General features: G+C 76.6%; 10 protein-coding genes and 1 tRNA gene. 4 read left to right on the forward strand and 7 right to left on the reverse strand.

The window, feature by feature from the left end; genetic code table 11:
• Positions 1 to 53: 53 nt before the first annotated feature.
• The 5 genes from ACFUMH_RS15705 to ACFUMH_RS15725 all read right to left on the reverse strand — a co-directional run bounded on the left by ACFUMH_RS15705 (position 54) and on the right by ACFUMH_RS15725 (position 7203).
• Entirely contained in the window at positions 54 to 1934 is a 1881-nt protein-coding gene (locus ACFUMH_RS15705) for an FtsX-like permease family protein (protein ID WP_378207568.1), read from the reverse strand.
• Positions 1931 to 2680 (reverse strand): ABC transporter ATP-binding protein, encoded by a 750-nt coding sequence (locus tag ACFUMH_RS15710; protein WP_378207571.1) that lies wholly within the window; start codon positions 2678 to 2680, stop codon positions 1931 to 1933. The genes ACFUMH_RS15705 and ACFUMH_RS15710 overlap by 4 nt, the downstream gene beginning before the upstream one ends.
• Before the next feature lie 173 nt (positions 2681 to 2853).
• A tRNA-Met gene (locus ACFUMH_RS15715) sits at positions 2854 to 2927 on the reverse strand.
• A gap of 102 nt (positions 2928 to 3029) precedes the next feature.
• Positions 3030 to 4016, reverse strand: a complete 987-nt coding sequence (locus ACFUMH_RS15720; RefSeq protein WP_378207574.1) for a DMT family transporter — start codon at positions 4014 to 4016, stop codon at positions 3030 to 3032.
• Positions 4017 to 4179: 163 nt separating this feature from the next.
• Positions 4180 to 7203 carry a UPF0182 family protein gene (locus ACFUMH_RS15725; RefSeq protein WP_378207577.1) on the reverse strand — a complete coding sequence of 1008 codons (3024 nt, stop codon included), beginning with the start codon at positions 7201 to 7203 and terminating at the stop codon, positions 4180 to 4182.
• Between the two features lie 142 nt (positions 7204 to 7345).
• On the opposite strand from ACFUMH_RS15725, the gene ACFUMH_RS15730 reads away from it, so the two are divergent.
• The gene (locus ACFUMH_RS15730; RefSeq protein ID WP_378207580.1) at positions 7346 to 7933 is read left to right on the forward strand and encodes a PPA1309 family protein; all 588 of its coding nucleotides are present in this window, start codon (positions 7346 to 7348) and stop codon (positions 7931 to 7933) included.
• A 116-nt stretch (positions 7934 to 8049) separates the two neighbouring features.
• On the opposite strand, the gene ACFUMH_RS15735 is transcribed toward ACFUMH_RS15730, so the two are convergent.
• Positions 8050 to 9177 carry a PDZ domain-containing protein gene (locus ACFUMH_RS15735; protein ID WP_378207582.1) on the reverse strand — a complete coding sequence of 376 codons (1128 nt, stop codon included), beginning with the start codon at positions 9175 to 9177 and terminating at the stop codon, positions 8050 to 8052.
• 136 nt (positions 9178 to 9313) lie between these two features.
• On the opposite strand from ACFUMH_RS15735, the gene ACFUMH_RS15740 reads away from it, so the two are divergent.
• Entirely contained in the window at positions 9314 to 10813 is a 1500-nt protein-coding gene (locus tag ACFUMH_RS15740) for a zinc-dependent metalloprotease (RefSeq protein WP_378207585.1), read from the forward strand.
• A gap of 10 nt (positions 10814 to 10823) precedes the next feature.
• On the opposite strand, the gene ACFUMH_RS15745 is transcribed toward ACFUMH_RS15740, so the two are convergent.
• A complete protein-coding gene (locus ACFUMH_RS15745; RefSeq protein ID WP_378207588.1) occupies positions 10824 to 11624 on the reverse strand; it encodes a M48 family metallopeptidase in 801 nt (266 codons plus the stop codon).
• A gap of 201 nt (positions 11625 to 11825) precedes the next feature.
• Here ACFUMH_RS15745 and ACFUMH_RS15750 point away from each other — a divergent pair, with 201 nt between their 5' ends.
• Both ACFUMH_RS15750 and ACFUMH_RS15755 read left to right on the forward strand, forming a co-directional pair.
• Positions 11826 to 11984, forward strand: a complete 159-nt coding sequence (locus ACFUMH_RS15750; RefSeq protein WP_135973665.1) for a DUF5679 domain-containing protein — start codon at positions 11826 to 11828, stop codon at positions 11982 to 11984.
• Between the two features lie 156 nt (positions 11985 to 12140).
• Positions 12141 to 13261 (forward strand): ThiF family adenylyltransferase (locus tag ACFUMH_RS15755; RefSeq protein WP_378207593.1); only part of this gene is annotated, 1121 nt, incomplete at its 3' end.

Here is a 13261-nt window from a genome sequence, read left to right on the forward strand (position 1 = left end):
CAGCCGGTAGCCCTCGCCCACGGGTCGGCGCTCTCCGCCCGCCGTCCCGCGGGTCACGCGACGGCGGTCGCCACCCGCGTGGTGCGCCGCGCCGCCAGCGCCGTCGCGACGAGCGCGAAGGCCATCACGGCGGCGCTGACGACGGCGTACGACCGCACGTCGACGACGGGCGGCCCGGCGAGCAGCCCGGCACTGACGCCGACGACGGCCGGCACCACCGCGACGGTGCCGAGCGCCCACGCCGTCACGCCCGTGATCGCCGCCTCGACGGTCGTCATGGCCATGAGCTGGCGGCGCGTGCTGCCGGTGCGGTGCAGCAGCGCGAGCTCGTCGCGGCGGGCGACCGTCGTCATCGCGAGCGTGCTCGCCGCGCCGACCGCCACGACCGCCAGCAGCAGCAGGAGCAGGGCCACCCCGATGTCGTTCTCCCCGCCGGCCGACCGCAGGGCCGTCGCGACGTGGGTCGCGGGGTCGGCCGCCGTCGCGCCCAGGGCGCCGATCGCGGCCGCCGCGTCCGTCGCGTCCGTGCCGGCGGCGACGTCGACGAGCAGGGTGTCGGCCACCACCGGGAGCCCGTGCGCCTCCACCGTCGCCGCACCCGTGAGGAGCCCGCCGACGCCGAGGCCGCGGGAGAAGACCGCCACCACCGTCACCTCGACGAGGTCGTCGCCGAGCCGCAGCGTGAGCGTCTCGCCGAGGCCCGCGCCGGTCTGGAACGCCGTGTCGCTGCTGACGGCCACGGCGCCCGGCGCGTCGACGTCCGCGAGCGTGCCCTCGACGACGTCCGGGTCGAGCGCGAGGGTGTCGGCGGGGACGACGCGCAGGGCGGCCGCCTCCCAGGTGACGACGCCCTCGTCCTCGCTGCGCAGCTGCGCCGGGACGGTGGCCAGCGGGACCGCCGACGCGACGCCGGGCACCGCGGCGACCCGCGCCGGCAGGTCCTGCGGCGCGCCCTCGCCGGGCGTGACGACGAGGTCCGCGGTGACCGCGGCGACGAACTCCTGCTGCGCGGCGGTCGTGATCGCCCGGTTGACGCTCGTCTGGACGGTCGCGGCGGCGACGACGAGGGCGAGCGGGACGACCACCGTGGTGAGCCGCCGGGAGAAGCCGCGCACGTTCCGCACGGCGAGCACCGTGGCGGGCCGGCCGCCCGCCGGGTGCAGCCGCGCCAGGCGGTCGAAGACCCAGCCGACGAGGACGGGCCCGGCGAGCGCCGCCGCCCCGACCAGCAGGAAGGCCGACATCGAGGCCGTGGCGCTCCCGACGGTCCCCGGGACCCACAGCGAGGAGGACGCCACGGCCAGGCCGCCGAGCGTCATCACCAGCGCGGTGACGCGCCGGCCGGCGCCGACCTGCCGGTCCTCGACGGCGCTCTGGCGGAGCGCCGCCGTCGGCGCGGTGCGCGCGGCCTCCCGCGCCCCCAGGCGGCCCACCGGCACCGCGGTCACGGCGACGAGGAGGACGGCGGCGAGGACGGGCAGCGGCGAGAGCGCCGAGGTGAAGTCGGGCGCGACCATGCCGGACCGCACGAGCACCGGGTCGAGGAGGCGCGCGCCGAGCAGGCCCGCGACCGCCCCGACGGGCGCCGCGACGAGCGAGACGACGCCGACCTCGAGGGTGACGGCCCGGCGCACCTGCGCCGGCGTCGCGCCGACGGCCCGCAGCAGGGCCAGCTCCCGCCGACGGCTGCGCAGCGCGAGGCTGACGGTCGCCGCGACGACCATCACCACGACGACGACGAGAGTGCCGGCGTAGGACGAGGCGAGCGTGACGAGGAGCGTGCCCGCGGCCGACCGCATCCGGAGCCCGGACTCGAGCAGGACGCCCGTGACGGCGAGCACCGCCGAGGCGACGGCGAGCACGACAGCGGTGCCGGCGTAGGCACCGCGGTGGGCGCGGACGCCCGAGGACGCGAGCTGCCACACGGCGCTCACCGCCCCTGCGCGAGGAGGCGGGCGGTGACCTGCTCGGCGGTCGGGTGCTCCAGCCGGCCGACGACGAGCCCGTCCGCGAGGACGACGACGCGCTCCGCCGCGGCCGCGACCCCCGCGTCGTGCGTCACCACGACGACGGTCTGCCCGAGCTCGCGGGCCGTGCCGCGCAGCACCTCGAGCACCGCGGCACCGGTGCGGGAGTCGAGCGCACCCGTGGGCTCGTCCGCGAAGACGACGGCGGGCCGCGTGACGAGCGCGCGGGCGATCGCGACGCGCTGCGCCTGCCCGCCGGACAGCTCGGCCGGCAGCCGGTCCATGAGGTGCGGCACGCCGAGGAACTCCAGCAGCGTCGACTCCCACGCCGTGTCGACGCGGCGGCCGGCGAGCAGCAGCGGCAGGCGGACGTTCTCCCGCGCGGTCAGGTGCCCGATGAGGTTGTAGGCCTGGAAGACGAAGCCCACGTGCTCGCGGCGGAACCGCGTGAGGTCGTCCGGCCGCAGGGCCGTGAGGTCGTGACCGCCGACCACGACGGACCCGCGGGTCGGCGTGTCGAGGCCGGCGGCGCAGTTGAGCAGGGTCGACTTGCCGGAGCCGGACTGGCCGACGACGGCCGTCACGGAACCGGCGAGCAGCTCGAGGGACACGCCGCGCAGCGCGTGGACGGGCTCGCGGCCCGGGTACGTCCTGTGGATGTCGACGAGGTGGACGGCCGTGGCCGTCGTCCCCGCGGTCGTGGTGGTGGCCATGGTGTGCTCCCGAGGTCGAGGTCGTGGTGTCGATCTCGAACCTAGGAACCGGGCGTGCCGGCCATCGAGCCTCGGAAGGAGGGGTGCGGCGGGTTGCATCCTTCGACGGAGGCGACCCGCACGCCGGAACGGCGAAGGCCCGGACCGTCTGGTCCGGGCCTTCGTCCTCTGTGTAGCGGGGGCAGGATTTGAACCTGCGACCTCTGGGTTATGAGCCCAGCGAGCTACCGAGCTGCTCCACCCCGCGTCGGTGTCTCTACTGTACGTCAGCCGTGGACGGGCAACCAAATCGAGGCGACGTGCCCCGCGTCACACCCCGGCCACCGGCCGTTCACACCGGTGTGCCGGGTCAGGGACGCGGCGCCCCCGGCGCCTGCACGCCGACGCCGGCAGCCGGCGGCACGGGGGCGGCGACCGGCTCCCCCGTCGGCGCGGGCGTGCGTGCGCGGGCCCGCTGCGCCACCACGATGCCGAGCACGACGAGCAGCCCGCCCACCGGCTCGTACCAGTGCAGCCGCTCGTCGAGCACGAGGATGCCGAGCACCACGCCCACGACCGGGGTCAGGTACGTGACCGTCGACGCGCGCTGCGCGCCCCACGTGTCGACGACCCGGGTGTTCCACACGTACGCCATGCCCGTCCCCAGCGCGCCGAGCCCCACCATCGACAGCACCACCGGCCACGTCAGCGTCACGGGCCCGCGCGCCACCGCCGGGGCCAGCGCCAGCATCACGAGCGCGGCGACGGCGATCTGCCCGGCCGCGACCGTCTCGGCGGGCAGCCGCAGCGGCGTGACGAACCGCCGCATGTACGTCATGCCGAGGCCGTAGCAGGCGGTCGCGCCCAGGCACGCGAGCACGGCCGGCAGCGGTGCGGCGACCCCGCCGCCGTCGAGGTACGTCCACGGTCCGACGATGACGACCACGCCCACGGCGCCCACGGCGATGCCCAGCCCCTGCCGCCGGGTGAGCCGCTCCGCGGGCAGCACGAGCGCGACGGCCAGCGACGTCATCAGCGGCGTCGTCGCGTTGAGGATGCTCGACAGCCCCGACGCCAGGTGCTGGCCCGCCCACGCGAACAGCTGGAACGGCACGACGCAGAGCAGCACGCCGATGACCGCGAGGTGGCCCCACGTGCGCCGGTCCCGCGGCCAGCGGCGCCGCAGGACCGTCATCACCACGACCAGCGTGACGGCGCCGAGCAGCAGCCGCCCGAGCGCGACCTGCGCCGGCGCCAGCCCCTCGAGCCCCACCTTCATGAACAGGAAGCTCGAGCCCCACACGAGGGCCGCGCCGAGGTACAGCAGGACGGTGCGGCGGTCCGCGGGCGACGTCATGGGCCAAGCGTGCACCCCGCCACCGACACCCGACGAACCGTCCGCGCGGGAGGCGACGGACGCGGGCGGGACGCGGCCCGACGCGACGAGGCCGGCACCCGATGCGGGTGCCGACCTCGTCGTGCGTCGGTGCGCGCGGCGTCAGCCGCCCAGCTGCACGGCGTCAGCCGCCCAGCTGCGCCTCCGCGTCGATCGCACGCTGCAGGGCCTCGTCGAGCCGCTGCTGCGCCTCGCCGTACCCGGCGAAGTCGCGCTCGGCGAGCGCCGCCTCGCCGTCCTGGATCGCCTGCTGCGCGTCGCGCAGCGCGGCGTCCAGGGCAGTGCGGGCGTCGGCCGGCGGCGCCGCGGGTGCCGCAGGCGCCTCGGCGCCCTCGGTCGGCGTCGGCTCCGGCGTGGCGCCCGTGCCCGGGTCCTCCGTCGCCGGCTCCTCGCCCGCGTCCGGCGGCTCGACCGGTTCGGCGCCGGCGTCGCCGGCCTCCGCGCCCGAGTCGCCGCCGAACACCTGGTCGAGCGCGCCGTCGAGCGTCTGCGCGAACCCGATCTGGTCGCCGAACGACACGAGCACGCGCTGGAGCAGCGGGAAGGTCGTGCCGCTGGACGCCTGCACGTACACGGGCTGCACGTACAGCAGACCGCCGCCGACGGGCAGCGTCAGCAGGTTGCCGCGCCGCACGGTGGAGTCGCCGCGCGCGAGGATGTTGAGCTCGTTCGACACCGTCGGGTCGGCGGTGAAGTTGGCGCTCGCCTGGCCGGGGCCGGGCACCGTCGAGTCGCGTGGCAGCTCGAGCAGCCGCAGGGTGCCGTAGCCCTCCGCGACCTCGCCCGGCGTCGACCCGGCGTCCGCGTCGACCGCGAGGTAGCCCGTCAGCACGTTGCGCGCGTTGCCACCACCCGGGATGAACGTCGACATCAGCGAGAACGTCGCCTCGTCCTCGCCCGGCATCTGCAGGGTGAGGTAGTACGGCGGCTGGGCGACCTCGGCGTTGGACGTCGTGGGGTCGGCCGGGTTCTGCCAGAAGTCGTTGCCGGAGAAGAACTGGCCGGCGTCGGTGACGTGGTACTGGTTCAGCAGCGCGCGCTGGACCTTGAACAGGTCCTCCGGGTACCGCAGGTGGCTCATCAGGTCGCCGCTGATCTCGTCGAGCGGCTTGAGCGACGTCGGGAAGACCTCCGACCACGCCTGGAGCACCGGGTCCTCGGTGTCCCACGCGTACAGCTCGACCGAGCCGTCGTACGCGTCGACGGTCGCCTTCACCGAGTTGCGGATGTAGTTCACCTGCTTGGGCAGGAGCGCCTCGACGGTCGCGCTCCGCTCCGTGAGGGAGTCGGTCGTCGCCTCCTCGAGGGAGCGCGTCGCGGCGTACGGGTACTGGTCCGACGTCGTGTAGCCGTCGACGATCCACTTCACGCGCCCGTCGACGACGGCCGGGTAGACGCGCCCGTCGAGGTCGAGGTACGGGGCCACCTTGGCGACGCGGTCCCGCGGGTGCCGGTCGTAGATGATCTGCGAGTCCTCGTTCACCCGCTCGGAGAACAGGATCTGCTCGTCGCCGAACTTCAGCGCGTACAGCAGCTTGTGCCACATGCCGCCGACCGTCGGGCCCGCGGACGTGTCCTGCGTCGGGAAGCGGTACGGGACCGACCCGGTGCCGGTGGTGTCGTCCGGGTAGTCGAACTCCCAGCCGTCGGTGCCCTCGGGCCCGCCGACGATGGAGTACTCGGGCGACAGCTGGCCGAAGTAGATGCGCGGCTCGTACTCGCCGAGCTGCCCGACCGGCCCCGACGACGGGATGCCGCTCTCCCAGAACTCCGGTGCGCCGCGCGCGCCGCGCGTGTTGCCGTACGCGGCCACGACGCCGTACCCGTGCGTGTAGACGGTGGTGTCGTTGGTCCAGTTGCGCTGCTGGTCGCTCAGGCCCGCCTGGTTGAGCTCGCGGACCGCGATGACGGTGTCGCGGCTCTCGCCCTCGACGGTGTAGCGGTCGACCGCGAGCGACTCCGGGAAGTCGTAGAAGCCACGGATCTGCTGCAGCTGCTTGAACGACGGCGAGACGATGTTCGGGTCGAGCAGGCGGATGGACGCCGTCGTCTCGGCGTTCTCGCGCAGTGCGCCCGGCTCCGCGGTGACCGTGGCGTCGTACTCGCTCGTCTGCACGTCCTCGAGCCCGTAGGCCGAGAGCGTCGCGTCGATGTTGCGCTGGATGTACTCGCTCTCCGCGTCCTGCTGGTTCGGCTGCACCTGGAAGCGCTGCACGACCGCCGGGTACACGCCGCCGACCACGACGGCGGCGACGACCATGAGGCCGACGCCGATCGCCGGCAGCCGCCAGTTGCTGGTGAACGCGGTGGCGATGAACGCGCCCGCCACGACGACGGCGGCGACCGCGAGGATCGCCTTCGAGGGGATGACCGCGTTGACGTCGGTGAAGCCGGCGCCCTGCCAGCGCTGGCTGCCGGTCTGCTGCTTGGTGAGGATCGAGTACCGGTCGAGCCAGTAGTTCGCCGCGATGAGCAGGAGGACCAGCGCGCCCAGCACCGACAGGTGCACGCGCGCCGCGCGCGTGGTGCGCGAGCCGCCCTGGCCGCCGATGCGCAGGCCGCCGTACAGGTAGTGCGTCGCGACGGCCGCGATGATCGAGAGCACGACCACGGCCATGAGGAACGACACGACGAACCGCAGGCCGGGCAGCGTGAACAGGTAGAACCCGATGTCCATGCCCCACTGCGGGTCGGTCTCCCCGACCGTGCCGCCGTGCATCCACAGCTGCACGGTCGTCCACTGCTGGGACGCGGCACCGCCGGCGAACAGGCCGAGCACGACCGGGCCGACGACGAGCACGAGGCGGCGCAGCGGCTCGATGGCCTCGCGGTACTGGTCGAGGCTGGCCTGCTCCGGCGTCGACGGCGCGTAGACGGGCCGCGAGCGGTACGCGTAGCTCAGCGAGAACCCGACGGCGGCGGCCATCACGGCGAAGCCGAGCACGAACAGCACCGCGCGGGTCAGCCACTCGGTCCGGATGACCTCGGTGAAGCCGAGCTGGGAGAACCACAGCACCTCGGTCCACACCTGGGCGAGGACGAGGACGAGCACCACCAGGGCGGCGAGCGTGATCAGCGTCGGGACGAGCGGGCCGCGGCGGCGGCGTGGCCCGTCCGGTCGTGGGCGGGGCGGGGAGGCGAAGGTCACGGCGTGGCGTTCCTCGTCGTTTCTCGGGGGTTCCTCGGACCGGCGTGCGGACCGTGCGCACAGACGGACGTGCACCGACGGGCGGGACCCGTCGCCTGGCGAACGCGCCGGAGGGCTCACAGGTTCCCACACGGGTGCGACGATGGCCCGCGTGAGCACCACGCCGACCCCGGACCCGTCCGCCGCCGACCCCGACGCCCGTGCCGCGCGTGCGCTCGCCGACGCCGTGCGCGAGATCGAGCACCACGTCGCCGCCGCCGGCTGGGACGCACCGGTCCGCGTCTTCGCGCTCGTGCGCACGCAGGCCGCGCTCGCCTCCGAGCCGGGCCTGGCCGCGCAGCTCGACCCCGCCGTGCTGGCGGCCGCGCAGGCCGACGACTGGCACCTGACGTCCGTCGAGCAGGAGGGCCTGCCGGCCGCCGCCGACCTCGAGCAGCTCCTCGCCGGGCTCTCGTGGCCCGCGGCCGTCGACGGCGCGGCCGTGACCGTCGAGCGCGTGGTGCTGCCCCCGGGTGCCGAGGCCGACCTGCCCGAGGACCCCGAGGCCGCGCTCGCCGCCCTGCTCGCCCACCCCGCCCGGCAGGACGTCCGGATGGCCGTCGGCGCCCTGCGCGGCGGGCCCGCGTGGTGCGCGCTGCGCACGCGCGCGCACGACAGCGACGACGCCGTCGGCCAGGGGCCGGACCTGGTGCCGGGGCTCGTGGAGGCCGTGCGCGCGACGCTCGACTGAGCCGGCCCGACGGCGCCGCCCCGACGGCGCGGCTCCGACGGCGCGGCTCCGACGGCGCGGCTCCGACGGCGCGGCTCCGACGGCGCGGCCGGCCGGTCGCGCCCGTCGCCGGCCGGTCAGCCCGCGGTGCAGGTCGGCAGGTCGTCCGCGGTGCCGGCGCCGATCGCCGTCATCGCCTCGCGCGCCTCGTGCAGCGTGGCGACCCGCACGACGCGCAGGCCGTCGGGCACGTGGTCCACGACCTCGCCGCAGTTGCCCGCCGGCGCGAGGAACCACGCGGCACCGTCGCGCTGCGCCCCGACGAGCTTCTGCCGGATGCCGCCGATCGAGCCGACGGCACCCGTCACGTCGATCGTGCCGGTCCCGGCGATGACCTCGCCGTCGGCCTCGTCCTCCGGGGTCAGCAGGTCGACGATCCCGAGCGCGAACATCGTGCCGGCGCTCGGCCCGCCGATGCCGTCGATGCTGATGGTGACGTCGACCGGCAGGTCGAAGGACGGGTTCACGAACACGCCGATCTGCGCGCCGCCCTCCTCCCGCTCCCCCGTCGTGACCTCGACGTCGAGCGGCTGGGCGTGCCGCGTCACCGAGAGCGTCACGACGGCACCGGGCCGCACGTCCTCGAGGCGACGGATCAGGCTCTGGTAGTCCGGCAGCGCCTCGCCGTCGAGCGCCGTGAGGACGTCGCCCTCCTCGAGCTTGCCCTCCGCGTCGGTGCCGGCGACCGTCCCGGCGACGACCAGCGTCGCCGGCACCTCGTACCCCAGCTCGGTGAGGGCCGCGACGGTGGCCGTCTCCTGCGACGTCACCATGAGCTCGGTGTTGGACTCGTCGATCTCCTCCTGCGTGGCGTCCTGCGGGAAGACCTCCTCGACCGGCCGGACGACCGACGCCCCGGACAGCCAGCCCCGCAGCACCGTCGACACGTACGACGGGTACCCGGGTCCGCCGGTCCCCGAGATGGTGGTGAGGCGCAGCTCGCCGCTCGACGGGAACGTCTCCGCGCCCTCCACCTGGATGAGCGGGGTGCCGTCCGCCTCGCCGAGCACGTCGCGCGTCGGGCCGGGGCTCGTCACCGCGTACGGCGCCGGCAGCACGACGAGCACACCCGCGAGCGCGGACGTCACGAGCATGCCGAGCGCGAGGACGAGCGCACGGGGCGTCGCGCGCGGCCGCTCCGCGAGGGGCACGTCGGTGAGGTTGTCGCCCTGGGGCCCGTGCGGGGCCGGCTGGTCGTCGAGCACGGACAGATCATCGCGCACGCACGCGCGTCGTCCCGCACGAGGCCGCCGCCTCCGCCCTCAGCGAACCGTCCGGGCGCACCTGCCGGGGCGGCGCGCGGCGTGGTTACGGTGGTCACCCCCGAGCCAGGAGGCCCGCATGAGCCCCGACGTCCCCGCCCCCGGCGGTCCGCAGCAGCCGGACCCGGAGCAGTGGGAGCAGGTGCTGCGCGCGATGCTCGGCCCCGCCGCCGACGACGCGATCGCGCAGATGCGGGCCATGGGCGTCGACCCGTCGGCGATGGCCGCCGCGTCCGGCCTGCCCGCCGACCCCGTCGCCCTGCAGCAGGCGATGGCGCAGGTGCAGCACATGCTCGCGACGTCCGGTGACGAGCCCGTCAACTGGCAGATGGCCCACGACCTCGCCCGGCAGCAGGCCGCCCAGGGCGGCGACCCCTCCCTGTCGCCCGGCCGCGCGCGCGAGGTCGTCGACGCCCTCTCCGTCGCCGAGCTGTGGCTCGACGCGGCGACCGACCTGCCGCCGTCCTCGGGCCCCGCGCGCGCCTGGAGCCGCGCCGAGTGGGTCGAGGCGACCCTGCCCACGTGGCGCACCCTCACCGAGCCGGTCGCCGTGTCGCTCTCGGCGGCGCTCGCCGACGCCCTGCGTCCCGCGCTCGGCGAGGAGCCCGACACGGCGCTCGGGCTGCCCGGCGGGTTCCCGGGCGGCCTGCCGTTCGGCGACCCCGCGCAGCTGCTCCGCGGCCTCGGCTCCGCCGTCTTCGGCCTCCAGGTCGGCCAGGCGGCGGGGACGCTGGCCCGCGAGGTCTTCGGCACCGCCGACATCGGCCTGCCGCTGCTCGACCGGCCGGCGCCGGCGCTCGTCCCCACCAACGTCGACGCGTTCGCCGACGGGCTCGACACGCCGCTCGAGGAGGTCCGCCTCTACCTCGCACTGCGCGAGGCGGCCGCGAACCGGCTCTTCGCGCACGTGCCGTGGCTGCGCGCGCACCTGCTCGACGCCGTCGCCGCGTACGCGCGCGGCATCGAGATCGACGTCGACCAGCTCGAGGAGGCGGTCCGGTCCATCGACCCGACCGACCAGTCGGCCCTGCAGGAGGCGCTGTCCGGCGGGGTGTTCTCGCCGCGCACGACCCCCGCGCAGGAGGCCGCGCTCGCACGTCTCGAGACGGCGCTCGCCCTGGTCGAGGGCTGGGTCGACGAGGTGGCCACCGCCGCCGCGGCCCCGCACCTGCCGCACGCCGTCGCGCTGCGCGAGATGGTGCGCCGGCGCCGCGCCGCCGGCGGCCCCGCCGAGCAGACGTTCGCCAGCCTCGTGGGCCTCGAGCTGCGCCCGCGCCGCCTGCGCGACGCCGCCGCCGTGTGGGCGCACCTCGCCGCCACCCGCGGCGTCGACGGCCGCGACGCCGTGTGGGCGCACCCCGACCTGGTGCCGACGTCCGAGGACCTCGACGACCCCGCGGGGTACGACGCCCGGCGACGGGCCGAGGTGGAGGGCAGCGCCGACCTCGACCGCGCGCTCGCGGAGATCCTCGACGCGGACGGCGGGACGGGACCGGCCGGGGAGGACGGGCCCGGGGGCGACGGGCCTGACGGCGACGCCACCGACGGCGGCGGGCGGACGGGCCCGGTCGCGGGCTGACCGCGGGCGCTCAGCGGGGCGCGCGCCGCCGAGCGGGCGATCGCGCGTCACGGGTGGGCGCGTCGTCGGCGGGCACGTCGTCGGCGTCGGCGGCCACGACGGTGCCGTCCACGGCGTCGCGCCCCGCGGCATCGTCGTCCACCGCGTCGTCGTCCACCGCGTCGTCGTCCACCGGACCGTCGTCCACCCCGTCGTCGTCGACCGTGCCCTCGCCCACCGGGACGTCGTCCACCTCGTCGTCGGCCGCGGGCTCCTCGCCGGGCGGTCCGTCGCCCGGCGTGCCGTCCCGCAGGAACGCGTAGCCCTCGAGGAACCCGCGCGCCCGCTGCGTGTGCGGGTACGTGGTCAGCTCGGCCCAGAACGCGGGCCCGTGCCCGGGCTGCAGCAGGTGCGCCAGCTCGTGCAGCAGGACGTAGTCGAGCACCCACCGCGGCATGCCGCGGACACGGTCGCTGATGCGGATCGTCCCGTCCGACGGCGTGCACGACCCCCAGCGACGTCCCTGGTTGGACGACCAGCGCACCGTGGACGGCACCGCCCGGCCGCCGAGGTAGCGGCGCGACAGGTCCTGCGCGCGTGCCAGCAGCTGCGTGTCCGACGGCCGGCGGCGGCGCTCCTGCGCGGCCAGCCGCTCGACCATGCGGCCCACCCACTCGCGCTCCTGCGCGCGTGTGAAGCGGGCCGGGATCGCGACCACCGTGCGGTCGCCCTCGCGCCACGCGCTCACCGTGCGCACCCGGCGGCGGGAGCGGCGCACCTCCACGGCGGGCGCGACGACGCCGCGCGGGTCCTGCTCGCGCGGCGTCGGCATGCACGCACGCTAGCGCCCCCGCCGACGCCCGCGGGCGCGACGGGCCGCCGAGTCGTTCACCCGTCCGGGACGGCCCTGCGTCCCCGTTCGCCCCCGGCCGGGCGGGGGCCGCGCACTACTGTGAGACCGCACGGTGGCCGTCACGGTCCGGTGCCCGGGCGGCACCCCGCCGTCCGGTGACGGAGCACGAGGAGGCACCACATGGCCGAGACCTGGGCGGGCGAGTTCTACTGCGTCAAGTGCAAGGAGAAGCGGGAGACCGAGGGCGAGGTCGTCGTCTCCGAGTCCGGGCGCCGGATGGCGAAGGGCACGTGCCCCGTCTGCGGCACGAAGCTGAACCGCATCCTCGGCAAGGCCTGACGCACCGCGGGCGACGCCCGCGCACACGCGCATCCGAGGGCACCGTCGTGGGCGACGGTGCCCTCGGCGTGTCCGGCGGCTCGGGCCGGCCCCGCGTGCGCCGGGCCTGTGGACGACCCGACGCGCGCCTGCCCCGCGGCTGCCAGGGTGTCCGCCGTGACCGGCACCCCGCTCCGTCTGCGCCCGGGACTGCGCGTGCTCGTGCGCGACGTCGACGCCGTCCAGGTCGGGCAGGACCCGCGCTGGGCGGTGGTGCTCGACGGCCTCGCACCGGCCGAGGTGGCGATGTGGGCACGGGTCGACGAGGCGACGGACCTGGCCGCCCTGCCCGCGGCCGCGCGGCACACCCGCACGGACGCCGCCCGCACGCGCGAGCTGGTCGCGGCGCTGCACGCCGCCGGGCTCGTGCGCCCCGACCCGCCGCGCGCACGCGTGGTCCGCGGCCCCACCGCCGCGGACGCCACGGCGTGGTCGCTGCTGCGCCCCGACGCCGCGGGCGAGGACGTGGTCCGTGGGCGGGGGGACGCCGTGGTGGGCGTCGTGGGCCTCGGCCCGACCGGCGCGGGCACGGCGCGGCTGCTCGCCGCGGCGGGCGTCGGCACCCTGCTCCTCGACGACGAGGGGACCGTCGGCTCGGCGGACGTCGCGGGCGGGACCCACCGCTGGAGCGACGTGGGCGCCCCGCGGACCGCCGCCTTGCGCCGCGTCCTGCGCGACGTGGCGCCGGACGTGCGCGTCGACGGCGACGCGGAGCCCGACGTCGTGGTCGTCGTGGAGCCCGACGCCGCGGACCCCGCGCGCGGGGCCCTGCTCACCGCGAGCGGCGTGCCGCACCTGTCCGTGGTGGTGCGCGCCGCCGACGCCGTGGTCGGTCCGTGCGTGCGGCCCGGCACGGCCGACCCGTGCCTGCGGTGCCTGGACCTGCACCGCGCCGACGCCGACGCCGGGTGGCCGCGCGTGCTCGCCGCGACGACGGCGCGCCGGGGCGAGGGCGCCGACCGCGCGGCGCCGCGGCCCGGCGAGGTCGGTGTGCTCGCCGCCGCGTGCGCCGCGCTCGCGTCCGCCCAGGTGCTGGCCCTGCTGGCCGGCACGGTGCCGCTGCTGTGCGGGACGACGGCCGAGGTCGCCCTGCCGGACGCCGTGCCGCGGCTCCGGTCGTGGGCCCCGCACCCCGCGTGCGGGTGCGCGGCGCCGCCGACGCCCGCGGGGACCGGGGCAGGGGCCGGGTCGGGGGCAGCGACGACGACGCCGGGCCCCGCGCGCACGCTGCACGCGGC

It is taken from the genome of Cellulomonas sp. NPDC057328 (assembly GCF_042667215.1).
Classification (GTDB): domain Bacteria; phylum Actinomycetota; class Actinomycetes; order Actinomycetales; family Cellulomonadaceae; genus Cellulomonas.